At 37.0% G+C, this 25,231-nt stretch carries 22 protein-coding genes; 7 read left to right on the top strand and 15 right to left on the bottom strand.

Going from position 1 to position 25,231, the window contains the following annotated elements; translation table 11 throughout:
- Positions 1 to 33: 33 nt before the first annotated feature.
- Positions 34 to 960, bottom strand: a complete 927-nt coding sequence (gene nadA, locus ACMCNP_RS06040; protein WP_419315187.1) for a quinolinate synthase NadA — start codon at positions 958 to 960, stop codon at positions 34 to 36.
- Positions 961 to 1,075: 115 nt separating this feature from the next.
- Between nadA and trpS the strand changes: the two genes are divergently transcribed.
- Together trpS and ACMCNP_RS06030 are read left to right on the top strand one after the other, a co-directional pair.
- Positions 1,076 to 2,119, top strand: a complete 1,044-nt coding sequence (gene trpS, locus ACMCNP_RS06035) for a tryptophan--tRNA ligase (RefSeq protein WP_419315184.1) — start codon at positions 1,076 to 1,078, stop codon at positions 2,117 to 2,119.
- Positions 2,120 to 2,217: 98 nt separating this feature from the next.
- The gene (locus tag ACMCNP_RS06030; RefSeq protein WP_419315182.1) at positions 2,218 to 2,595 is read left to right on the top strand and encodes a DsrE family protein; all 378 of its coding nucleotides are present in this window, start codon (positions 2,218 to 2,220) and stop codon (positions 2,593 to 2,595) included.
- A gap of 65 nt (positions 2,596 to 2,660) precedes the next feature.
- Here the strand turns inward: ACMCNP_RS06030 and trxB are convergent, their stop codons facing one another.
- Positions 2,661 to 3,575 (bottom strand): thioredoxin-disulfide reductase, encoded by a 915-nt coding sequence (trxB, locus tag ACMCNP_RS06025; protein ID WP_419315179.1) that lies wholly within the window; start codon positions 3,573 to 3,575, stop codon positions 2,661 to 2,663.
- Between the two features lie 130 nt (positions 3,576 to 3,705).
- On the opposite strand from trxB, the gene ACMCNP_RS06020 reads away from it, so the two are divergent.
- Positions 3,706 to 5,277 carry an APC family permease gene (locus tag ACMCNP_RS06020; RefSeq protein ID WP_419315176.1) on the top strand — a complete coding sequence of 524 codons (1,572 nt, stop codon included), beginning with the start codon at positions 3,706 to 3,708 and terminating at the stop codon, positions 5,275 to 5,277.
- Positions 5,278 to 5,299: 22 nt separating this feature from the next.
- Here ACMCNP_RS06020 and ACMCNP_RS06015 read toward each other — a convergent pair whose 3' ends face one another.
- Positions 5,300 to 6,469, bottom strand: a complete 1,170-nt coding sequence (locus ACMCNP_RS06015; RefSeq protein WP_419315173.1) for an MFS transporter — start codon at positions 6,467 to 6,469, stop codon at positions 5,300 to 5,302.
- Between the two features lie 27 nt (positions 6,470 to 6,496).
- Entirely contained in the window at positions 6,497 to 7,309 is an 813-nt protein-coding gene (uppS, locus tag ACMCNP_RS06010) for a polyprenyl diphosphate synthase (protein ID WP_419315170.1), read from the bottom strand.
- A 151-nt stretch (positions 7,310 to 7,460) separates the two neighbouring features.
- Here uppS and ACMCNP_RS06005 point away from each other — a divergent pair, with 151 nt between their 5' ends.
- Together ACMCNP_RS06005 and aspS are read left to right on the top strand one after the other, a co-directional pair.
- Positions 7,461 to 8,315 carry an alpha/beta fold hydrolase gene (locus ACMCNP_RS06005; protein ID WP_419315167.1) on the top strand — a complete coding sequence of 285 codons (855 nt, stop codon included), beginning with the start codon at positions 7,461 to 7,463 and terminating at the stop codon, positions 8,313 to 8,315.
- A gap of 50 nt (positions 8,316 to 8,365) precedes the next feature.
- Positions 8,366 to 10,165, top strand: coding sequence for an aspartate--tRNA ligase (gene aspS / locus ACMCNP_RS06000; RefSeq protein WP_419315165.1), 1,800 nt, complete (start codon positions 8,366 to 8,368; stop codon positions 10,163 to 10,165).
- Positions 10,166 to 10,184: 19 nt separating this feature from the next.
- On the opposite strand, the gene ACMCNP_RS05995 is transcribed toward aspS, so the two are convergent.
- Complete coding sequence (locus tag ACMCNP_RS05995) at positions 10,185 to 11,069, bottom strand: sulfite exporter TauE/SafE family protein (RefSeq protein WP_419315161.1); 885 nt, start codon at positions 11,067 to 11,069, stop codon at positions 10,185 to 10,187.
- A gap of 217 nt (positions 11,070 to 11,286) precedes the next feature.
- Here ACMCNP_RS05995 and ACMCNP_RS05990 point away from each other — a divergent pair, with 217 nt between their 5' ends.
- Together ACMCNP_RS05990 and ACMCNP_RS05985 are read left to right on the top strand one after the other, a co-directional pair.
- Positions 11,287 to 13,023 (top strand): 4Fe-4S binding protein, encoded by a 1,737-nt coding sequence (locus ACMCNP_RS05990; protein ID WP_419315160.1) that lies wholly within the window; start codon positions 11,287 to 11,289, stop codon positions 13,021 to 13,023.
- 6 nt (positions 13,024 to 13,029) lie between these two features.
- Complete coding sequence (locus tag ACMCNP_RS05985; protein WP_419315157.1) at positions 13,030 to 13,626, top strand: hypothetical protein; 597 nt, start codon at positions 13,030 to 13,032, stop codon at positions 13,624 to 13,626.
- Between the two features lie 7 nt (positions 13,627 to 13,633).
- On the opposite strand, the gene ACMCNP_RS05980 is transcribed toward ACMCNP_RS05985, so the two are convergent.
- The 10 genes from ACMCNP_RS05980 to ACMCNP_RS05935 all read right to left on the bottom strand — a co-directional run bounded on the left by ACMCNP_RS05980 (position 13,634) and on the right by ACMCNP_RS05935 (position 24,982).
- Positions 13,634 to 14,095 (bottom strand): Fur family transcriptional regulator, encoded by a 462-nt coding sequence (locus ACMCNP_RS05980; RefSeq protein WP_419315154.1) that lies wholly within the window; start codon positions 14,093 to 14,095, stop codon positions 13,634 to 13,636.
- Positions 14,096 to 14,116: 21 nt separating this feature from the next.
- Positions 14,117 to 17,086 (bottom strand): acyl-CoA dehydratase activase, encoded by a 2,970-nt coding sequence (locus tag ACMCNP_RS05975; RefSeq protein ID WP_419315151.1) that lies wholly within the window; start codon positions 17,084 to 17,086, stop codon positions 14,117 to 14,119.
- Positions 17,087 to 17,134: 48 nt separating this feature from the next.
- Positions 17,135 to 17,812 carry a molybdenum cofactor biosynthesis protein gene (locus ACMCNP_RS05970; protein WP_419315148.1) on the bottom strand — a complete coding sequence of 226 codons (678 nt, stop codon included), beginning with the start codon at positions 17,810 to 17,812 and terminating at the stop codon, positions 17,135 to 17,137.
- 42 nt (positions 17,813 to 17,854) lie between these two features.
- On the bottom strand, positions 17,855 to 18,382 hold the full coding sequence (locus tag ACMCNP_RS05965; RefSeq protein WP_419315145.1) for a MogA/MoaB family molybdenum cofactor biosynthesis protein: 528 nt from the start codon (positions 18,380 to 18,382) through the stop codon (positions 17,855 to 17,857).
- A 143-nt stretch (positions 18,383 to 18,525) separates the two neighbouring features.
- Positions 18,526 to 20,175: a chaperonin GroEL gene (gene groL / locus ACMCNP_RS05960; RefSeq protein ID WP_419315142.1), complete on the bottom strand. Its 1,650-nt coding sequence runs from the start codon at positions 20,173 to 20,175 to the stop codon at positions 18,526 to 18,528.
- A 73-nt stretch (positions 20,176 to 20,248) separates the two neighbouring features.
- Entirely contained in the window at positions 20,249 to 20,536 is a 288-nt protein-coding gene (groES, locus tag ACMCNP_RS05955; RefSeq protein ID WP_419315139.1) for a co-chaperone GroES, read from the bottom strand.
- A gap of 457 nt (positions 20,537 to 20,993) precedes the next feature.
- Entirely contained in the window at positions 20,994 to 21,539 is a 546-nt protein-coding gene (gene dcd, locus ACMCNP_RS05950; protein ID WP_419315136.1) for a dCTP deaminase, read from the bottom strand.
- A gap of 241 nt (positions 21,540 to 21,780) precedes the next feature.
- A complete protein-coding gene (locus ACMCNP_RS05945; protein WP_419315133.1) occupies positions 21,781 to 22,044 on the bottom strand; it encodes a YfhL family 4Fe-4S dicluster ferredoxin in 264 nt (87 codons plus the stop codon).
- Positions 22,045 to 22,104: 60 nt separating this feature from the next.
- Positions 22,105 to 23,397, bottom strand: a complete 1,293-nt coding sequence (gene eno / locus ACMCNP_RS05940) for a phosphopyruvate hydratase (RefSeq protein WP_419315130.1) — start codon at positions 23,395 to 23,397, stop codon at positions 22,105 to 22,107.
- A 100-nt stretch (positions 23,398 to 23,497) separates the two neighbouring features.
- A complete protein-coding gene (locus ACMCNP_RS05935; RefSeq protein WP_419315127.1) occupies positions 23,498 to 24,982 on the bottom strand; it encodes a phosphohexomutase domain-containing protein in 1,485 nt (494 codons plus the stop codon).
- Positions 24,983 to 25,231 lie beyond the last annotated feature (249 nt).

Here is a 25,231-nt window from a genome sequence, read left to right as displayed (position 1 = left end):
TTAAAATTTTTTAGATAAAAACGCTTTATTATACTAAAGGGCAAGCATATTTTCAATAGATTTTCTTGCTTGAATTCTGACGTCTTCAGGAATTTTTATAATATTTCTCATATTTTCAAGCGAGTCTATTATGTTGTCAAGATGGGTTTTTTTCATGTTCGGACAAACAAGCCCGCTATTAGAAGAAATGAATACCTTGTCTGGATTTTCCTTCTTCATTTTATACATTATTCCCCTTTCCGTTCCGATTATAAAATACTTTGCATTCGACTCCCTTACAAATTTATACATGCCGGATGTCGAAGAAACATAGTCGGCAACGTCTATTGTTTCCGGCGTCGACTCCGGATGCGCTACAAATACCGCTCCGGGATATTTCTCCTTTAAAACCTCAACATCTTCGGGGTTAGTCCTTTTGTGAGGAGGACAATACCCTGACCAGCATATTACATCCTTATCTGTAAACCTTTGGGTGTAATTTCCTAAATTTTTATCCGGTATCATGATGACCCTCTTGCCGGGCAGAGAATTAACAACCTTTACCGCATTGGCGGAAGTACAGCATATATCCGAAACCGCTTTGCACTCGGCAGACGTATTTACGTACGCAACAACCGGAGCATCCGGATAATCGTCTTTTAAGCGAAGAACATCCCTTGCCGTTATCATATCAACCATCGGACAACCCGCGTCTTTATTGGGAAGAATAACGGTCTTTTCGGGGTTCATAATTGCTGCGCTTTCCGCCATAAACCTGACACCGCAGAATACTATAATATCGGCATCGGTTTTATTTGCTTCGATGGAAAGTCCTAAAGAATCACCCTGAAAATCGGCAATTTCCTGAATTTCGTCCCGCTGATAATTATGCGCCAATAATATTGCGTTCCTTTTTTTTAAAAGGTCATCTATAATTTTTTGTTTGGTTTTTATATCGCCGTAATTATTGTAATTAATCATTTTAAGACTCATTTGAAAGATTTTAGTTGGATTTTAAACTTGTTTCTATTATTATAACATAATATAATTTAAATTTACACATAAACCGGCATATTAATGTCAAAAAGGTGCAAAAATGAATTCGATAAAGGAAAATGCGGCTGTGGCCGATGAATCTAAATTTGAATACGAAAGAATTTTAACGGGAGACAGGCCTACTGGGCCGCTTCATCTCGGACATTACGTCGGCTCGTTAAAAAATAGGGTAAGGCTGCAAGATAAATATGAAACTTTCATTTTAATAGCCGATATTCAGGCGCTTACGACAAATTTCGAACATCCCGAAAGGCTTAAGGAAAATATTTTTCTTGTAGCTTTAGATTACCTTGCATGCGGCATTAATCCGAATTTATCTACCATAATCATACAATCTATGATACCCGAAATTGCCGAACTTACCGCGTTTTTTTCAATGCTGGTCTCGGTTAATCCTTTAAGACATAATCCTACGATTAAAACTGAGGCAAAAGAAAGGGGGTATAAGGAATTAACTTACGGCTTTCTAGGTTATCCCGTAAGTCAAACCGCCGATATCGCAATTTTTAAGGCCGATTTAATTCCGGTCGGCATAGACCAGCTTCCACATATCGAGCTTGCAAGAAAAATAGTCAGAAAATTTAATGAACTATACAACTGTAACTTGATGAAGCCCTTCGCTCTGATAGATAAATTCTCAAAATTAGTCGGACTTGACGGAAACCTAAAAATGAGTAAATCATATGGAAACGCAATTAACCTTTCCGACAATTTCGATTTAATAAAAACTAAAATCAGGTCTGCGCTAACGGACGAGAACAGAATTCATCCTGCGGATAAAGGTAATCCCGAAATTTGCACTATTTATTCGTACCATAGGGCTTTTTCTAACGAAAATCTCATAAGGGAAACGGAATATGACTGCAAAAACGGAAAGATAGGGTGTGTAAAATGTAAAGAAAATCTTTTCAAAATCATTAAGGAACTCCTCGAGCCGATGAATGAAAGGAGGTCTTATTATCTAAACAACAAAGATGAAGTATGGGATATATTGTTTACCGGAACTAAAAAAGCCGGATTAATCGCTTCGGACACCCTTAGAGAGGCAAAAGAATCCATGAAAATATCATATTCCTTCAGTTGATTTTATTATTGCAACGAAGGACTTTTAATGTTATCTTACATTAACAAGTTATCTTAGAGAATTACACTTCAAAAAACTAAGACGGGAGATTCATTCTAATGGCAAATAAACTTTTTATTATGCTTCAAAATACTTCACCTTCCAGTCCTCATACGCTTGGGGCGCCCTTTTTTCAAGCGGCTGCCGCAGCGGTTATGGAATACGAAGTCGAAATCGTATTAACGGCAGATGCGGGTCTACTAATGAAAAAGGGAGTCGCTGAAAACTTAAGGATTCAAGAAGGAAGCCCAAAATCGGTATATGATTTTATCAAGGACGCATATAATGCAGGCGTTGTTTTTAAAATATGCACGCCCGCGCTTGAATTAAACGGTTTTACAAAAGACGACCTGATAGAAGAATGCAGCGACGTAGTGGGCGGGGCATACGTCATTGAAATGGTGATGGACGACGATATCAAAACCCTTTCGTATTAAAAGCCTATTGCTCGCTAATCTGCCGGCTTAAATACGTCCCTTTTAATCTTATCCTTTTTTATTATTCAACACATGCCGCAAACAAAATCTATTGCAGAAGTCGCGGCAAGCGTACCTTCACCGACCGCAGTCGCTACCTGAAGTAATTTTTTAGAACGGGAATCGCCGGCGCAAAATACACCCGGCATGGATGTCATTAAAGTATAAGGATCAGTCTTCACAAAACCGCTTTCGTCTTTTACTATATTCTTTAAAAAAGATGTCTGAGGTTTTATTCCTATAAAAATAAAAACTCCCTTGACGGTAATCGTCTTTTTTTCTTTGGTTTTCACGTTTTCTATCGTTAAAGATTCTACGGCTTTTGTGCCATTTACGGATACCGCAGCATGCTCTAATTCCAAGCCTATATTTTTTGCGTTGTGAATTTTTTCTTGTATTATTTTTTCGGCCCTTAATTCCTTCCTTCTGTGAATTAGAACCAATGATTTAACAATTTTTGCAAGATAGTTGGTCTCTTTGACTGCGGTATCTCCTCCGCCTATAACAGCAATATCCTCGTTATTAAAAAACGGACCATCGCAAGTCGCGCAGTAAGATACCCCCCTACCGGTGAATTCCCTTTCTCCCGGTATATTAAGTCTCTTAGGTGACGCCCCTACTGCTATTATTACCGTCTTTGCCTTATAATTTTCGTTAACACCCCTTAGTGTTTTATACTGACCGTCATCGACTACGTCCTTTATCTCGTCATATACGACGTTAAGCCCTAATCCTTTTGCATGCTCTTCGAATTTTTGCATAAGCTCGACACCGGAAAGAGAGGGAAAACCCGGATAATTTCCGATATTATCGGAAAGTGCAATCTGCCCCCCTACCGCCATTTTCTCAATTAAAATAAGATTAAGCCGAGCCCTCAGACCATATATTGCCGCCGATAGACCTGCCGGTCCACCGCCGATTATGATCAGGTCGTAAATCATTAATCTACCTCCTTTTTATATAAATATTTTTCGTTATTTTATGATTTTTATGTTGTTTTATTTGGCTGTGACCAATATAATAATGCTTTTATTAAAGCACATACAATCTTTTAAATCAAATGGGTTAATAATGAAAAAATCTCTCAATCTGCTACAATTGACATTTGCCTCTACAAGTGCAATTATCGGCTCGGGGTGGCTTTTAGGCATATACGTAAGCGCAAAATATGCAGGACCGGCTTCTATCCTTTCATGGTTTATAAGCGGGTTTGCCATAATGCTCATAGCATTAGTTTACAGCGAACTCGGCGCCATGATTCCCGCCACGGGGGGTCTTGCGAGATACCCTAAATATACCCATGGAGCATTTTTGGGATTTATAGCAAGTTGGATACTCATTATAGCAGGCGCCGCAGTCAGTACCATTGAGACTGAAGCGACCGTACAGTATTTAAATTTTTATATGCACGACCTTTTTTCTGGCAAAACGCTTACGCCTTTGGGGCTGATTTTTGCTTTTTCTATCCTTATTTTTTTCTTTTTGCTTAATCTGTTCGGCGCTAAAATTTTTGCAAAAACTAATACCTTTCTTACATATTTTAAAATTGCCGTGCTAATAATCGTCGCAACCGCACTAATCTATATTTCCGTTAAAGACGGGAACGTAAAAAATATTACGAGTTACAATTTAATTCCTTACGGCTACGGAGGCATTATGAAAAGCATATCGCTGGGGGGGATCATATTTTCCTATTTAGGTTTCAGACAGGCTATCGACCTTTCGGGGGAAGCCAAAAACCCCGGGAGGGATGTTCCTATTGCTACTATATTATCGGTTGTTATAGGGATGGCGGCATATACGATTCTTGCATTCGGCTTTATAATATCGGTGCCTCATGTGCAAAACAACTCATGGAATATGTTAAATTTTTCATCCCCTTTCGTGAATCTATTTAATCTTTACGGATTCCCACTATTCGCTTTAATTGTAATATTCGGAGCCGTAATATCTCCGTTCGCAACGGGACTCGTATATATGGGGACAACATCGAGGATAACGTATGCCATGTCCAAAATGAAGTTTTTACCGAAAAGTTTTCATTCAAACCTTAATAAGTATGGAACGGCCTATATTTCTCTTATTTTTACGTTTTTACTTTCCGCTTTGTACCTCCTTCCATTCCCGAGCTGGCGCTCTTTGGTGGGGATAATTACGTCCGGAATGGTTTTCACTTACATATTGGGTCCCGTAGGACTCATGGCTTTCCGCAGATTGGACCCGCATAGAAAGAGACCTTTTCGTCTGCCGTTTGCCGGTGTCGTTTCATTACTGGCGTTTATAGTTGGAACGCTGATAATTTACTGGTCTGGTTTTGAAGTCATATGGAAGCTCGAGATAGGCATATCGGCAGGGATTATACTCTTTCTTTTTACCAATTTTAATAAAATTAAAAATAAATTAAAGGAAACGCTCATACCGGGACTATGGTTTCTGTTCTATATGATTGCTATTTTAACGATATCATTTTTAGGTAGTAAAAATTTCGGTGGAAAAAATTTGATTGAATCACCTTACGATTTAATCATCATTGTTTTCATCGCCGTCATATCTTACTTTATCGCAATTAATTCCTCCGTAACAAAAGAAGAAATGAAAATGATAATGGAGGAAGAGTTAGTCGGGGAAGAGTTGGATGCTTAACTTCTTCATGAATATTGGTTCTCTATCTCTTCAAATTATTTTTTATATTAATTATTAATATATAGCATATCAAAGAAGCTATGACGAGTATGATGGGTATTGAGCCTCGGGATTCCTCGAACAAGAGTCCCGCTATGCTCCCGCCGAAAAAACTTCCCGAAAATTGCAGCGTGTTATAAAGCCCCATTGACGTTCCGATGAAAGATTTATCCGATGACCTTGAGACCAAAGAAGGCATTATGGGTTCCGTAATAGAAAAGCCGGTAAAAAAAAGAATACCGCCTATGACTATTATAGGCAGCTCATAGTTGTGAAAATTCAAAAACAAAAAGATACTAGAAATAGCCATTAGTATATAACTGAGCTTTAAAAGACGAACCTCATGCCCCATATCTGCTTTTTTAGAGGCCTTCATCATAGCAAAAAGCGAAAAAATCACCATAGGAATGAGAATCTTATAGTAATAACCGGTTCCAAGTTCATTTTTAACTATTAGCGGCATAGCAAAAAAGAAAATAGTCATAAAAAACGATAGCAGAAAACCCTGCATGGAAAGATTCGCCAACGTTTTATTTTTAAAAATTTTTATGACATCTTTGAAAGAAATCTCTATTTCCTTCAGCGTTTTTCTGCTTTTAGGTTCTTCCACCCATATTAATATGGAAAAAGCAGACATTATGCCTAAAATACCGGATAGATAAAATAAAAAGGGGTAACCAAAATAAAACGATAGGAGCGGACCCAACACTATTCCCACGACAAAACTCAGCCCTATCGGCATACCCAGATACGCAAGGGCCTTTGCCCTATCGTTCTCTGAAACGGTATCGGAAACTAAAGCGAAAGCAACGGAACTTTCGGCGGCAACCCCCTGCAAGAACCTCAAGGAAATCAATTCGTAAATATTAGAGGTAAACCCTATTATAAAAGTCAAAACGCCGAATAATAGCATTCCGAAAAACAGCACGTTTTTCCTTCCTATTTTATCGGAAAAATATCCAAAAGGTATCTGAAAAATTGCCCTAGATAAACCGTAAATACCGAATGCCAACCCTATCAGTATTAGATTTGCCGTAAATTCTTTTGCAAATAAAACAAAAACAGGCAATACAAGAAACACGGCAAGCATCCTCAAGCCGACGACGGAACCCATCGCCGCAATCGTCTTTTTTTGCGTCTTGTCAAAAGCCACATGCACTCCTAAATTTATAATCCTAAACTATTTCCCTGCCCTTAAGTGACGCGATTGATAGCTCCTAATCGCCCTCAAAAAATCTATCTCCCTGAACTCCGGCCAGTAAGCATCACAGAAATAAAACTCGCTATATGCGCTCTGCCATAAAAGAAACCCGGAAAGCCTAACCTCACCGCTTGTTCTAATGATCAAATCCGGATCAGGGGAATCTTTTAAGTAAAGATATTTAGATATGTTTTCCACTGTGATAATATTAGATAAATAATCACAATCTCCGACAGAATCCGACAAACAAAGAGAATTATCTCCGGTCGGATTATTGTCCGAAATAAAATTTACGATGGCATCGCATATCTCCTGCCTACCGCCGTATCCTACAGCAATGTAAACTTTAAGATTGGAATAGTTTTGGGTTTTCTTCTCAAGTTTATCTATTACGGCCGTTAAATCTTTAGGGAGAAGATTCTTCTTCCCAATAACGGAAACTTTTATTTCATTGTCATTGATAAATCTGGAATTTATATAGCACTCAAGCCGACATTTAATAATTTTAAATAAATTATTTACTTCCGTTGTGCTTCGTTTGAAATTATCGGTTGAAAAAGCCCACACCGTAACAATCTTGACGTTTAACTCTAAACACCAGGACAGAACCTCGTCTAATTTATCGGCTCCTTTTTTATGCCCCTTATAGATATTTTCGAGACCACATTTCTTAGCATATCTTCTGTTTCCGTCTAATATTATTCCTATATGTTCCGGAATTTTATTACGCAAAATGTCTTTCTTAAGCCCTTCCCTATAAAAATAATAAATTATTTTTTTTAATAATGTCATTATTTTATGTTATAATAAAATAATAATGATGATATGAAAAATATCGGAATACTGCTGTTTTATTTCTTTTAATATATCACATTTCGATAATTTTTTAAACCGATGACCTGTTCATTACATCTAAATTTTGATATTGTTAACCTTATATGCTATGCCGTATATTGAATTAAACGACATACGAATTTTTTACTTATTACACAAAACTTCCGCAGCGAACAAGCCCGGCTTCGTCGTTTTAATCCACGGAGTCGGCGGAAATCACATCTCTATGCTTTCTATTTTTAACCATATAAGAAAAAAATATGGTAAGCTTTTCAACATATTGGTTTTTGACCTTCCCTGCCACTTTAGATCTTGTCTTATCGCATGCGGAACCGATAATGCGACATATTTAACTATGCCTATTAGCGACGGGATAAATTATTATGCGAAAATTATGAATGTTTTTTTGAAAAAACTATTCGGGGAATACAGCGCTTTCATTTTAATAGGGCACTCTATGGGCGCTCAAATCTGCATTAAATATGCCTCACTATTTCCGCATGCGGTAGAAAAAGTCATGCTCATAGCCGGATGCCATGAAACCCGTGTAAGAGACAGTTTTATAGAAAGCTTAGAGAAATCGTTTGATAAGACTATAAATATTTTTTTAAAAGATGCCCTCGCAACAAAGAGTAAAAAAGTTTTAAATAATGCCTTAACCGACATAAAAAGAACCGATCCGCGAATTACGGTAAACGATTTCAAATATATTCAATATTTTAGCGAACATTATGATATCGACATAAATCATATTAATGCCGGCAAGATTTTTTTCGACCTTATATGCTCAAAGGAAGATAAAATCGTAAAATATGACTGCGTCGTAAGATTGCACCGAAAGATAGTAAATTCGGAAATTCACGAAATTAACTCAGGAAATCACATAGATTTTTTATATCAGAATCCTTCAACCGAAAGAGAAATAGATAAATTCTTATTGACACGCGGTATGCTAAAATTATAGACTTAATAATTAAATTTTTATAGTTCATTTTAAAACTAATCGGAGAAGATTTGGAAACAGCCGCTTATAAATTAAAAAGCCCCTTGAGAACATTGTGCGAAAACGTTAAGGATTCCGATATAGGCAAAGAATTTACACTCAAGGGTTGGGTTATGCGCTATAGAGACCATGGTGGACTTATATTCATTGATTTGAGAGACTATTCCGGCATAATGCAGGTAGTATTTGATGAAAATTTGGATAAAGAATCATTTAAAACCGCAAAAAAAATAAAAAACGAATATGTGGTATCAATTACCGGGACGGTGGGAAAAAGACCGGAGGGAACGGAAAACACCGAATTAAAAACAGGAATGATAGAGATCTCGGCAATGAGAATTCAAATTATTAACGCAAGTAAGACCCTGCCCTTCCAGATAGACGAAGAAGCAGACGTTAACGAGTTTACAAGGCTTAAATATAGATATTTGGATTTGAGAAGCAAAAGATTAAAAGATAATTTGATATTCAGGTCAAAATTTAATCATATTATAAGGAGATTTTTAGACGACAAGGGATTTCTAGACATAGAAACTCCTTTTCTTACAAAAAGCACTCCGGAGGGTTCGAGAGATTTTTTAGTTCCGTCTAGACTGAACCGCGGACATTTTTTTGCTCTTCCGCAGTCTCCTCAATTGTTTAAACAAATCCTCATGGTCGGCGGATTCGAAAAATATTATCAAATAGTCAGGTGTTTCCGCGACGAAGACTTGAGAGCCGACAGGCAGCCCGAATTCACGCAATTAGATATGGAAATGTCCTTCGTGGAGATGGAAGATATTATGTCTCTTACCGAAGAACTTTTCAAAACCATCTTTGAATCTCTTCTTGGAATAAAATTGGATTTGCCTTTCAAGGTTATAGATTACGACGATGCCGTAAATATTTATGGAAGCGATAAACCCGATACGAGATTCGAACTTTTAATCACATCTCTATCGGACATCTTCAGCAATTCTTCTATGAATTTATTTAAAAATACCATTTCTAACGGAGGAACAATAAAGGCGATATGTTTTCAGGGCGGCTCTAATATTCTTTCAAGAAAAGATATAGACGAACTTTTAGCCGTAACTAAGGACTTCGGCGCAAAAGGACTTGCATGGACCAAAGTTGCCGATAATAGTGCTTTGGAAGGCGGAATTTCGAAATTCATAAGTGAGAATGAGAAAATATCCGTTATTGAAAAAATCGGAGCAAAAAGCGGCGATATAATATTTTATCAGGCAGACGAAAAAAAGACTGCCAATATGGTTCTTGGAAGATTGAGACTTTACCTGGCAAAAAAATACAAACTCATTCCTGAAAACAGATTTGAGCTTTTATGGGTTGTAGATTTTCCTTTATTCGAATATTCCGAGGAAGAAAAAAAGACCGTAGCCGTCCACCATCCCTTCACTGCACCGGCAGAAAAAGACTTGGAAATGCTTGAATCAAATCCGCTATCGGCAAAATCGGACAGTTACGATCTCGTGCTTAACGGAGAGGAAATAGGCGGAGGGAGTATAAGGATTCATAATCCAAAATTGCAAAGTAAAATTTTCGATATACTTGCAATTTCCCACGAAGAAGCAAGGCTTAAATTCGGTTTTTTATTAGACGCCTTAAGCTTTGGGGCACCGCCGCACGGAGGCATAGCATTCGGAATTGACAGGATATTAATGCTCCTAAGAAACGAAAATTCCATAAGGGACGTCATAGCTTTTCCAAAAACGCAAAAGGCATACTGTCCCCTTTCTGATGCACCTTCCGCCGTTAAGGATAAACAGATTAAAGAACTTGGGATAAGATTGTCCGATACAAGAATATAAGTATAATACCGGCGGTTTATCAAAAAACATATGCGATGCCTATAAAGAGCAGCAGTGCTATTACGGCATATCTTAACCAATCGTTAGGAACGTGCCTCGACAGCTTGGGTCCTATCGTGGAACCGGTTAAAATACCGACTAAACTTACCGCTAAAAGCGGCACAATCACATGAACACCCATCGAAAGATATACGGAAACGCTTACGGCAGCAATAATTAAAACCGACAATATGCTTATTGCCGCTGCAAAAAAGACCTGGAACCCTACTATGTCGGTTAAAAACGGAACAAACAAAAATCCCCCGCCTACTCCGAACATCGCTGCCAGAATCGCTATAAAAAACCCGGCGATAAAAATAAAAATCGGATGTATGGGGTAGACCTCACCGTCAATTTTGACATTAATTGTTTTAAAAGAGAATTTACTCATCTCTCCATCCTTCAGCGAGCTAAATTTATCGACGTCAATTTTTTTGCTTTTGCCGTTTTTATTATTATGTTTTTGTTTAATCATTTTATAAACCATTAATATGACCACCATAAAGGCTATATATCCGAAAAAATATTTGAAGGATTTAAGATCGGAAAGATATGACTTTGAAATCCATGAACCTAACGAAGCACCTAAAAGTCCGCCAAGCCCAAGCGTAGAGCCAACTAAAAACAGTATTTTTTTTAATTTTTTAAATCTTTTTTGCCTTAAATAAAAATGTAGGATAACAATCGGAGAAATCAACACAAGTATCTCGCTCATAACCTTAATGGAATTGGCATCTTGAACACCTAGGATAGTGATAAAACCAAAACTTGCAAGTATTCCTCCCGCCGCTCCCGTAGATGAAAACATAAAACCCGTAAATATTGCCCATAAAAATGCGATCAAGTAATAAATTATCAGATGCAAGATAGTACCCCCCTATTTTTTAAAATTAAGAAAATGAATAGCAAATGGATAGTATGGATAGTTTTGAACAACACAACTTTATATTATAACACGTTTCATCATTAAATACACTTAGATTATCAATCTTATCGTCATAGTTATTTTTGCATTTTTATGATACAATTAAGGCATTTTTCAAATACCAAAAATTTAGAACAAATTTAATCAATGGATTATTATGCAAATATTTAAAAAGAATATACACCTAAACATTAAAAAACGGAATTATAATATTATAAACGGAATCGAATTTTTATCTAAAACGGCTTTGAATAACGGAATAGACAATATCTTTTTTGACGGAGAGATTACATCTCTTTTACCGGAAATTCCAGAGACTAATCTTTTAAAGGTTTATTCAGATGCGAATTTTTTATGGACTTCTATATATTCCCTAAGTCTCGCCAATAAAAGGGCTATGGGATTTGCTTACGACCGGTCGTTTTTTAATTTTACTAATTTAGAAAAATATTTTACCGACGGTAAAAATATCAACGGCGGCATAGTTATATTTCTTTTCAAAAAGAAAGGGGCAAAAAGGGTTTCTTACGCGTTGGAAAGCATTTTCCCTATTTATAATTACTGCAAAATCTCAGATTTTTTACAATATATGCACCATTATTTTGAACTTTCAGAGAAATTGAAATTACCGGTTCTTATCTACCTAAACGACTCGGTTATGAATGAATATATCCACGATGAAAAAAAAGGATACTCCGAACGAACGGCTACAAAACCGCGCTTGTTTTGCAGCGATAGCAGGAATAGAAATGCCCCTACGGATGTTAAGCAAAATATCCAATTTTTTAAAAATACCGGCAACCATATTGAGTTATTCAAAAAAAAGACCAGCAATAATCTTGTGCTGACGGATGCAAAATATTTTCATCGTATTATCGAAAATGATGAACTTTCAAGGAATTCGGACATCATTCTATTCAATCTCTTAAATCCCTTTGATTCTGTAGGTTTCAAGAAATTGTTAAAAGACGACTGTAGGGATTTTTATAAAAATATTTATATGTTTGATGATTCCACCTTGTTGCGCCGTCAGTTGCCAGGCATGTTCTTGGAGAACGACAAACCGGTATTAAAATATAAAAGTTTAAAACTTATTAAAACGAAGAACAACGGTCAAATAATACCCGGCTTCTGCATAGACGATTTTAAAATGACAGAGGTTAAAACCCCGTCGTCTTTTTGTATAGGCTGTAATATGTTTGTTTTTTTGCAAAATTTAGAAAAGAAGATTGATTCTAACGAAAATTATATTTTAATAGGAGATAAAAACTGTTTTCCCCTTTTAAATTCAAGTGCGTTAAAATTTTCGTTTCAGAATATACTTATAATCGACAATCCCCTTTATTTCACGTTTAATTTAAGCCCAAAAGATTTGACCAAAACATTTTACGTCTTTATTTCCTCGCTAAAATTTTCCGAACAGATTGAAAAATTCAATAAAAAAGATGGGATGGTATTCGTCGTGTATGAATCTATTTACGACTTCGATTACGATATGGAAAGTTTAATGTCTCATCCTTTATTGAAAACCGTTAAGAAGACTATTATACGGAAGGGAATGAGCCTTAAGGACTCAAATGCCGGACATAATGCATCGGTTATATTTATAGACAACGATTGCAAAAATTTTGCAAAAAACGGGCGTAATTTAAACTATACTACATATCTCTACATAAACAGCCAGGTCTGCGATAAATTCGAATGCAAATTGTGTTATCAGAAGACCAAATGCCCTGCAATTAAAATAAACAATAATAAAAATATAGTTATTGATGCTGAAATATGTAATTTTTGCAGGTTATGTGTGGATATATGCCCTCATAATGCAATAAAATCAAAAAGAAGAAAAAGGGTTAGAGTGAAAAAATCGCTTGAAAACAAAATTAATCTTTAACAAAATATGGAAAATATAAATTACAGCCTCATACTAAACGGTGCGGATTTTAAGGAAATTAAATACCTGAGCAAGTTTATTTATTTCTCGTTAAAAAACGAAAACTTTGATACGTCGCTCACAATTAAGCCCACGTCAAATATATCCAATTACAGCCTCACATATGCTGTTATAAAAGTAGGCAAATTAGAATCTACGAGCTGTCTTCAGAATATAAATGCAATTATAAGTTTAGATTACCAATCCATATTGAACTATATCCCGTTTATAAATAAAGATACGTTAATTTTTACCGATTACTCTACTTTTAACGTCTGTGATTATTTTCTTACCGATAACGACATCGTTACGCAAAAAATAGGCGAGAAGACTAAAAATATTTATAAAATACCGTTAAGGGAGATAGTGGATTTAGAGGCTATGGGAAAAAACAGGGTAAGCTCTTACATAGCACTTATAGGGGCTTTTATAGCGAAAAGCGGGTTACTTGACGTAGATTCAGTATGCAAAGAAGCCGTTTTATTTTCAAAAAACGATGCAGAAAAGAAAAACATCATACAAGTTATTCTAAAGGGGTATGATTATGCCGCAGAAAACGGCTAACCGCCGGTCAGTCAGCCGTTAGCCGTTTTTTATAACAACCGCTGCATAAACCGTAAATCTCAATTCCATAATTCCTTATGTGATAGCTTTCTTTTAGGCTTTCATTTATTTTAGCTTCAAAAAAATCTTCAATATCTAATTTATTTACCTCTACATCGATTATTTTTCCGCAGTTTTCGCATATTGCATGCCCGTGAGCAGTGATGTCTCCATCGTAATGGGTTGAATTTTGCATAGTTTTAATCTCTTTTACTTCATGCAGAGAGGCAAGCATAGCAAGATTCTTATAAACCGTATTTAAAGAAATCATAGGATATAATTCTTTAAGTTTGATATGCACATCCATGGCAGTCGGGTGGTTTTTTGATTCCGAGATTATTCTTATAATGGCTAGTCTTTGAGGGGTCAAGCTGTAACCTGATTTCTTTATTTTAAATACAATCTCATTTAATCTATAATCTAAATCCATATAGACATACCATGTCCATCGTCAAACATTTTCCATTCCGAATTTGTATACGCTGTCGAAAAAGGCTTCAAGTCTCGTTACATATCCCGAATCGGCATTATGTTCGTCGATTTCCATCTCGAGATAAGGCTTATGCTTCATGTAGTCGGCAAAAAAAGTTTTAATAAACGAATCCGGACCGCAGGCGTAATTAGTAATATAAACGGCATTAAGCTTCGGATTATCCATTATTACTTTAGCCACGGAAAGAATCTTATGCCCCGAATGCCAGAACATATTGTCATGTTCTTTATAGATAGAAACATCGGAAATATCAATAAAATCCATAGGAACAACGGTTAAACCGAGCGATGCTATCTTATTGGGAATAGACAGATTAATCCCTTCATCTTGGGTATTATAAGGTCTGCCTACCAACACGATAATATTATTATATTTATCTAAAACTTCTCTTCCCTTATCTTTTAAGATTTCGAAAAACCTTTTTTGCTTTTGGACCGCGCGATTGAATGCATTTATTATTTTACCCTTCGAAATAGGCATATGCAGGTCTTTGAACTGTGACACGATGCTACTCACGGTCAAATCATAGTCATAATTGCTGCCGGATAACCTCAATTTAGGAGATATGACTTTTGTTTGACTAAAATCGATAAGCGATTTTATCATAAACGGAATACCCTGAATATATGGACATTGACAAGTATTCGCCTGAAAATTATGGTTTTTTTCTCTATTAACTAATGCCGGAAGAAAAATTGCATCTACTTTTTTATCCATCAGGTTTCTTACGTGACCAAGAATCACTTTTACCGGAAAACATGTATCGGCTACCGAAAGCATATTGGACAAATTAACGATAGACCTGTTAGTTTCGTTGGATAAAACGACATTAAAACCCAATCTTGTAAAAAATTCATTATAGAATGGAAACAGATCGTATGTCTCAAGGCATAACGGAATCCCGACGCGGGGTCTTGAAAAATCATTTTCGTTTTCGGCGGAATACCCCTCCAATAAAAGCTCTTTTCTGAATTTAAAAAAGTTTTCTCCTTTCTCTATTTTACTCTTATCTATCTCGAATATATCACACCTTGCGCCGTAATAATGAGACGGTTCCCGTCCTACCGTTACCTTATTGACATCGCAAAGGTTGGAGCATTTCGTGCATTCAAATGATTCCTGAGAATATTCCCTGTTTCTTAAATCAAAACCGACAAATTTTGACGGACCGTTGTTTTTAAAAGCGATAAGAGCACCACCGACGGCTCCGGTTACTTCGTTATTTTCCGGAATGACTATTTTTTTGTTTAAAATGCTTCCGAAAGCACTTGCAACGGCTTCATTAGAGGCTACTCCGCCCTGAAAAAGTATATGTTCCCCTATCGGTTTGCCCATAACTACTCTATTAAGATAGTTTTCTACGATGGAATATGCAAGTCCGGCAATAAGCTGGTCTTTATTTGCTCCTTTTTGCTGATGAGAAATAAGGTCAGACTCCATGAAAACGGTACATCTGTCGCCTAAATCGCAGGAATTACCGGCGCTAAAGGCTTTATCGGAAAATTCACTAATAATATCTATGTTGAGCTTTTGTGCCTGCTCTTCCAAGAAAGAACCCGTCCCCGCCGCGCATGCCTTATTCATTTCAAAATCTATCACGACTCTGTCTTTTATTCTTATATACTTAGAATCTTGCCCGCCTATTTCAAAAACGGTATCTACATCTTTATCAATAAAAATAGACGCTGTCGCCTGTGCGGTTATCTCGTTCTTTACTATATCAGCGCCGATATAATCGGCAATCAAATATCTTCCGGAACCGGTGGTACAAACCCCTTTAACCGAAACATTTACATTGAAATTTTTTAACAATAGATAAATTTCGTAAAGAGTATCCCTCACCATCTCTATCGGTTTTCCGTTGGTTTTTTTATATTTTTTGATTAAAAGTCTTTTATTTTCATCTAATAAAACAATATTAGTCGACACGGAACCGGTGTCTATACCTATAGATACCGGAACAGTAGTGCCTGAACACGATTTAAGGGTATTTAAACCGTCAACATCTGAAGTGTCACGGTGGTTAATGTTCTTCCTATCTAATTTATCGCGATATCTACCAGTAAGCTTATTTTTCTCAATGAAGTCTTTAAGGGGCTCCAGACCTTTGAATTTAAAATCTTTTTTACTCCGGGATATGATGGCAATTCCTATTGACGACATAATGGTGTGATGTTCCGGTATTATAAGTTCTCCGCTCTCAATACCTATAATATCCTCAAAGGCTTTAATCATCCCATGGTTAAACGCAACTCCCCCCTGAAAAATAATGGGTTTTTCGAATTTCCTTCCTTTTGCAATGGTCCCGATAAATGTTCTTGCAACCGCATAACACAAGCCCGCCACGATATCTTCGACCGGCGTGGAAATCTGTTGAAGATGCACCATATCAGACTTTGCGAACACGGTACATCTTCCCGCTATTTTTGAGGGATTTTTTGATTTTAAGGCAAGTTGCCCAAATTCGTTTTCTATATTTATATTAAGTCTCTCCGCCTGCTGGTCAAGAAAAGAACCCGTCCCCGCCGCGCATAAATCATTTAACCCGAAATCTTCAAGGAAAATCTGCCCCGTCTCTTCGCTTTTTTTTAAGATAAGAAACTTCGAATCTTGTCCACCCATCTCAATGACCGTTCTAACGTCCGGATAAAAATATTTTACGGATTCCGTTTGGGCTACTAATTCGTTTATATTAGGAATTTCCAGAATCTCTCCGATGGTTCGCGAACCGGAACCGGTAGCACCTATTCCCGCAAACCTATCCTCGTGAAATTCACTAAAAACATCCCTTAAAACATTATAGGCGGTCTTAACGGACTCCCCGTTCGACCTAACGTATTTCTTTTTTACAACATTCAGATTTTCGTCTAAAATGGCATATTTAACGGTTGTAGAACCAATATCTATACCTAAAAATAAATCTTTCATTATAAACAAACCTCGTTTGACGCTTCCGCTATGGCTTTCAGTTTCTTTTCATATCCGCTTCCATTTGCTCATATCGTCGAAAACCTCTTTTTTCCATATAGGAACGGTCTCTTTTATGTTATCTATCAAAAACCTGGATGCCAAATAAGAATCTACCCTGTGAGGGCTTGAAATTCCGATAGATATGGATATCCCTCCTATTTCTATTTTTCCCATCCTGTGTATAATGGCAACTTTTGTAATGTTAAAATCGGCGCGGGCAATATTGATCAGTTTACGAATTTCTTTAATGGCCATTTCTTCATAAGCCTCGTAAAATAGATATTTTACCGGCTTCCCTTCCTCGTTATCCCTTACCGTCCCATGAAACAAAAGAACGGAACCGGCTGAAGGATCGGAAACAAAATCGAAAACCCTATCCGTATCTATTTTTTCATAAGTTATCTCCACATATGAGTCATTCTCGGAAGCATCGGAAATACCGCCGCTAACCGGCATAATAATAGTTATCTCATCTCCGTCGGACAGCTTTACGCAAACATCTTGATATTCCATGTTGACTGCGAACTTAGAAATATTAAGAATGTCTCTTACTTCCGGATAAGTCTTCTCGACACTTGCCATAACGTCCTTTATGGAAGAGCCGTCCGAAACATTCATGTTTAATTCATTTTTTCCTATTAATTCTTTAAAGGCTGCAAAAAACCTGATATTTACATTTATCATATTATGTCAAACCCGCCTCATTATAAAAACAAAGTAGAATAATTAAGTAAGATGTTTCGATATCTCATAATAAATATGACCGATTTCGCCGAGTATTATATTTTCCATCGCTAATTTTACGGCATTTATGGAACCCGGCACGGAAAAAATTATCTTACCGTTGTATATGCCGGCAGAAGCCCGAGACATAATGGACGAAGACCCTATTTCGTTATAGCTCAAACTTCTAAATAATTCTCCGAAACCGTATAGCTCTTTATCATATATATCCCTAAGGGTTTCATATGTCATATCTTTGAGGGAAACACCGGTGCCGCCGTTTATTATTACGGCATCTATCGGTAATTTTGCATCCGGCAGACAAATTTTAACGACAAGACCCTCCAACAAATCCTTATCGTCTTTGATAATGCTATACCCGGAAACGTTATGCGAAAAAGAGACAAGCCGTTCTCTTATATATTTCCCGCTTTCATCGCTGTTTTCCCGTCTCGTGTCGCTTAGAGTAATAACGTACATGTTTAACGGCTTATTGGCTTTTGCGTCTTCTTTATGTTCTAAATGCCCCATAGTGATTGAATTTTAAACTATTACGTAAAAAAAGTCAAATAAACAAAAAAATGCCGAAAGGCACAAACTTACACGCACTTTCGGCATCATCTCTTAATATATTATAAGCGTTAAAAACTATACGCTACGAACATGTGGGTTTATTAGTACATTCCACCCATTCCGCCGGGCATTCCGCCACCGCCGGGCATTCCGCCTTTATCTTTTTCATCAGGTTTATCCACTATCATTGCCTCAGTCGTAAGCATAAGCGAGGCAACACTTGCAGCATTCTGAAGAGCTGTTCTCTCGACCTTTGTCGGGTCTATAATGCCGGCGCTAATCAAATCCTCATATTTGTTATCGGCAGCATTGTATCCAAAAGAGCTATCGGCAACATCGCTATTAAGAATTTTTTCTATAACAATAGAGCCTTCTACTCCTGCATTTTCAGCAATCATTCTCAACGGCTCTTGCATTGCCCTTTTAATTATCTTAATACCGGAATCTTCATCATCGCTTGCGCCCTTTAATTCATCTATTATCTTTGTCGCCCTCAACAGCGCAATGCCGCCTCCAGGTACGATGCCTTCTTCAACGGCAGCCCTCGTAGCATGAAGAGCATCTTCGACTCTGGCTTTTTTCTCTTTCATTTCGGTTTCCGTAGCTGCGCCGACGTTTATAACTGCCACGCCGCCTATTAATTTTGCAAGTCTTTCCTGCAATTTTTCCTTATCGTAATCTGAAGTGGATTCTTCTACCTGAGCTCTAATCTGCCTCACCCTCTTTTCGATATCGACTTTTGAACCGGCTCCGTCAATGATTATTGCATTATCTTTATTTACCGTAATCCTTTTTGCGCGACCAAGGTCGTTAAGCGTAATAGACTCCAACTTAACCCCTATATCTTCGGAAATTACCTGACCGCCGGTTAATATTGCTATATCTTCCAACATAGCTTTTCTTCTATCGCCGAATCCAGGTGCTTTCACTGCGCAGCAATTTAACGTACCCCTCAATTTATTCACTACGAGCGTAGCAAGCGCCTCACCCTCAATCTCTTCCGCAATTATAACAAACGGACGTCCGGATTTTGCAATTTGCTCAAGGATAGGCAATAAGTCCTTCATTGCCGAAATTTTCTTTTCATGAAGCAAGATATAAGGTTCATCCATAATACATTCCATTCTTTCGGAATCCGTTACGAAATACGGAGATAAATAACCCCTATCGAATTGCATTCCTTCGACTACCTCAAGCGTTGTTTCCATGCTCTTTGCCTCTTCAACCGTAATAACGCCTTCCTTGCCGACTTTATCCATTGCCTCGGCAATAATGGAGCCTATCGCTTCGTCATTATTAGCGGAAATCATTCCGACCTGTGCAATTTCTTTCTGGTCTTTTATGGGCTTAGATATTTTTTTAAGCTCCTTTACGATTTCGTTTACAGCCTTGTCTATTCCTCTTTTAACATAAATAGGACTTGCTCCGGCAGTAACATATCTTACCCCTTCCTTATATATTGCCTGAGCCAATACGGTAGCAGTCGTAGTTCCGTCTCCTGCCGTATCGGAAGTTTTAGATGCTACTTCTTTTACCATCTGAGCACCCATATTCTGAAATTTATCCGATAATTCTATTTCTTTAGCAACAGTAACACCGTCTTTTGTAATAGTAGGTGAACCGAATGATTTTTCTATAACAACATTTCTGCCCTTTGGTCCAAGCGTAACCTTAACGGCATCTGCAAGTATGTTAACGCCGTTGAGAATATCGGCCCTAGCTTCTGACGAGAATTTTAATTCCTTTGCCATAATTACTTTATTCCTCCGAATTTAAATTATTAATAAATAATAGTTAAGTTAAATTTCAATAGATATCTCCTCGTTATTCCACAATAGCTAAGATATCATCTTCCTTCATGATAAGGTATTCCTTATCTTCTATTTTAACATCGTTACCTGAATACTTAGCAAATAAGACAATATCATTGACTTTTACGTCCATCGGGACCTTCTTTCCATCTTCTAAAACCCTGCCACCACCAGCGGCAACTACCTTCCCCTGCATGGGCTTTTCTTTTGCGGAATCCGGAATAATAATCCCTCCTTTAGTCTTTTCTTCTTCTTGGAGCCTTTCCACTAAGACCCTGTCCTGCAACGGTTTAATCTTCATAAGTTACTTCTCCTTGTTAATTATTATTTTAATTTTATATATTTTTGCAATTAGCACTTACACCTATTGAGTGCTAACTTTATTTAATAATACGCTTATGTTTTTAAAAAAACAATACCGTAATATTTATATATTTACAGTCATATTAATGTATTCCAAAGAACAAATCAATATAATTGACATTTTCTTTAATTTAATCGATTTTCCTTTAATTTAATCGATTTATTAACATATTATCATTTTTAATTTTAATAATTTTGGCTTAAAGTTTTTTTATGATATGGCATTAAATGCAAAATACCATAATTTATCTAAACTTACGCGGGGATTGTCAATATTCTGAAATATCTATTAATTGCGGTATGTGTCGTTGGAACTTGCTTATTTAATAATTACGATAGAACTAATGCTTCTTCACATATCGTTTTTTTAAAAAAGAGAGATAATCTTGTTATGTTTATAAGCGGGGAAGGGTTATGCCGACCTGCGCTTGATATTTGCCCTTCTTGTCTTTATAGGATGTTTTGGGTTCTTCCCCTTCAAAAAAAAGAACCTGCGCAATCCCCTCATTGGCATAAATCTTTGCGGGAAGAGGCGTAGTATTTGAAATCTCTAAGGTTACGAATCCTTCCCATTCCGGCTCAAACGGCGTAACATTTACTACAATTCCACACCTCGCATAAGTCGATTTTCCCAGGCAAATAGTTATGACGTTCCTGGGAATCTTAAAATATTCTACGGACATCCCCAGAGCAAAAGAATTAGGAGGAATTATGCATACGTTTGATACCAAGTCGACGAATGATTTCGTATCAAACTCCTTTGGATCTACAACAGTATTGTTTATATTGGTAAATATTTTAAACTCGTTCGATATTCTCAAATCATAGCCGTAAGAAGAAACCCCGTAAGATATGACTCCGTCTCTAACCTGAGAACTTTCGAAAGGGCTTATCATTCCGCCCTTTGCCATTTTTTCTATCCAGTTATCGTTCTTAATCATTCCCTCTCAGCCTTTTGTAAATTAAAATTAATATATTAAAATATAACGGGAGGTAAAATGTCGAAACTACCTGCAAATTCTCCGGTAATCATAAAAAATACCATGGTTCCGACTTATTTTAGAGTATTAAGCTCAAACCTCCCGATATTTTCTTTTTATATAGACATATTTCGGAATATAAAATATCCATAAATATATAAAAAATTTAAACCTATGCAATTTATAAATAAAACCGGGTTAATTAAAACTTCCAGTCTTTTTTATCCGGATGCGCTTTTAACGCCTTTTCCTTAAGCTCATCCTTCGATTCCTTGTGGTTTTCATCCGGAATACAGCAATCGACGGGACAAACGGAAGCACACTGCTGAGTATCGAAATATCCGTAGCATTCCGTACAAACAGCGGGGTCTATAGTATATATGTCCCCTTCAGCGATTGCGCTGTTCGGACATTCCGGAACGCAAACACCGCAAGCAATACATTCATCGGTAATAGTAAAAGCCATAACAACCTCCTTAATATTAGTTTTTATTGTTATTTATTTGTATATTTTTAGAGTATTAGCTCAAATGACTTTAACACCCTTAAAGGCTTTAAGTCCCTTATATGAAGAATTAGAACCTAATTCTTCTTCTATCTGCAAGAGCCTATTATATTTTGCGACTCTTTCGGAGCGAGCCGGAGCACCCGTTTTGATTAATCCGGAATTCACAGCAACGGATAAATCTGCAATGAAGGTATCCTCGGTTTCTCCCGACCTGTGAGATATAACGGCACTCATATCATTTCTCTGCGTCAACTCAATCGCATCCAACGTTTGAGATAACGAACCTATTTGATTTAATTTTATCAAAACGGAATTTATTGAGCGGGAATCAACTGCTCTCATTATGCGACTCTGGTTCGTTACCGTAAGGTCGTCGCCTATAATTTGAATCTTGCCACCGAGCTCTTTAAGCAAAAGCGAAAATCCGGCGAAATCATCCTGTGCCATTCCGTCTTCTATGGATATGATTGGAAATTTATCCACATAGCCGGCATACATTTCAACCATCTCATCAATTCCTAATGCCGTTTCTTTACCCGCCTCTTTAAGAATGTATTTACCGTCGGAATAAAATTCACTTGCCGCAGGATCAAGGGCGATAAAAATATCTTTTCCCGGTTGATACCTTGCTCTTTCTATGGCCTCAACTATTAAGATTATTGCCTCCATATTGTTCTGAAGATGCGGAGCAAAGCCTCCTTCATCGCCTACTGCCGTCGGCATATTCTTTTCGTTAAGCAATTTTTTTAATTCCTGATATACCTCCGCTCCCATTCTAAGGGCTTCATAAAAAGATTTTGCCCCCGCGGGAACGATCATGAATTCTTGAAAATCAAGCATGTTGTTTGCATGTTGTCCGCCGTTCAATATATTCATCATCGGAACCGGCAAAACATGCGCGTTTGCACCACCTAAATAACGATAAAGCGGAATTTCCAGTTCATTTGCCGATGCAACCGCTACGGCTAACGATACGGCTAAAATTGCATTAGATCCAAGGTTGGATTTATTTTGCGTACCGTCAAGATTCATCATTATATCGTCGATGAGCCTCTGCGAATAGCTGTCTATTCCGTTTAGAGATTTTGATATGATATCATTTATGCCTTCTATGGCGGAATGAACGGATTTACCGCCGTAAGCGGAACCGCCGTCTCTTTTTTCGTAAGCCTCATATTCTCCGGTAGACGCCCCCGAAGGTACGGCTGCTAATCCGTTAATGCCACTTTCTAAAGAAACTTTGACGCTAATGGTTGGATTTCCTCTTGAGTCTAAAATCTGTCTGCCTTTAATCTCTATAATCTCACTCATTGCAAATAGCCCTCCAAATTTTGCTTAACCTTAAAATAATGATCGTGGTATTATAACATTTTTTTTCGTATTTCGAAAATAAATTTTATTGATATTTGTTTTACAAATCATCTATTTCTTTCTTTACTGTATTTATTAACAATTCCGTTCTCTTTTGATTTCTGCTTTCGGCATAAATTCTTAAAACAGGCTCAGTTCCTGAAGGACGCACTAAAAGCCATGAGTCATCTCGATATTCGAACTTAAACCCGTCCATAAAATTAGTAGAAATTATGTCTTTTTCGAACGGTACCCTAAAAACTCCGCTGTTTAAATCGTTTATCAAGCGTTCCTTATCCTTTTTCGGCAAATGCAAGTCCTCTCTCTTGTATGAATATGGATAGGGTTCATCAAAAATATCGTTTAAAAGTTCGTTTATGTTTTTTCGACTGATAAGCATAATCTTGAGCAGCATTAACGCATTAAGTATGCCGTCCCTTTCCGGTAAATGGGATGTTATCCCTATCCCTCCCGATTCTTCTCCACCTATGAATACATCACTGCCGTCTTTTATCATGACGGCGGCAATATTTTTGAATCCTATGGGTACCTCAAACAGTTTCAAATCATGATTTTTGCAGATATTATCTATGGATTTAGATACGGAAACAGTCTTGACCACGCTTCCCGAATAGCCCTCTTTGATAAGATAATTTAAAATAATAGAAAAAATCTTGTGGGAATCGATAAAATGTCCGTTAAAATCAACGGCTCCTATCCTGTCGGCATCCCCATCGGTAGCTAAACCGAGGGCAAATTTGTTTCCGGCACCCTTTTTTTTAAGAAATGATTTTAACTTATACAGATTATTATCTATCGGTTCCGGATTCAATCCGGGAAAAGACGGGTTAACACCTTCGTTTATTAAATCGCATTTAACCGAAAATCTATTTAATATATCGGATAAATATCCTATGCCGGCACCAAACATGGGGTCTATCGTGACGTCCAATCGCCTTAAATCATTCCTATCCGCATTGTGTATCGCATCTCCGAAGCCGGTAAATTCTATAATATGTTTTATATAATCGCTTTTAAAATCGGCATATTCGAAACTATTGTTGTCAAAGCTTTTAAGGGTGTCTGAGGCGACATAATAATTTCTTTTTGCGGTTTCTTCATTAAAATCGGGGCCGTTAGCAATTCTCTCTATTTCCTTCACATCCCGCTCAAGCATGGAACCGCCGAAAGAACTTTTAAATTTTAATCCATTAAACATATACGGATTATGGCTTGCGGTAATCATTATACCGGCGCTACATGTCTTATTTTTAACGAAATAGGATAAAACAGGTGAAGGACAAAAATTATTGCTCAATATTGTTCGTACACCTGCAGAGGCAAGAGCTTCCGCAGCCGTAATCGCAAATTCTTTAGACAAAAACCTCGTGTCGTATCCTATTGCAACGGTACTCCGTGAGACACCGTTTAAATACCTGCCTAACGACAAGCTTATGCGATTAACAATTTTAAATGTAAAATTGTCCCCGATAATGCCTCTGAACCCGTCAGTGCCGAAGTTGATTGAAATTGGAACCGAAATCATTTAATTAATGGTGTACACAAATAATATATTTTCATAAAATTAAACTAAAGGAATGTGAAAATTTTATATAATATGCTATAAAAATGCAAGAAATTTTTACCATCCATATCCATATTTTTAAAAATAAATAGATTAAACTTTAGTATTTGTGAAAAGAAAAAGCCACAAATCTTTATTCTTCTCTATCGCCGATCTAAATTTACAATTCAGAGATTTAACAGTGCCATTGTCCTCATTCTTCAACAAATG

This window comes from Candidatus Acidulodesulfobacterium sp. H_13 (assembly GCF_048541835.1).
GTDB lineage: Bacteria > SZUA-79 > SZUA-79 > Acidulodesulfobacterales > Acidulodesulfobacteraceae > QIJE01.
This window is presented reverse-complemented; position numbering and strand designations above follow the sequence as displayed.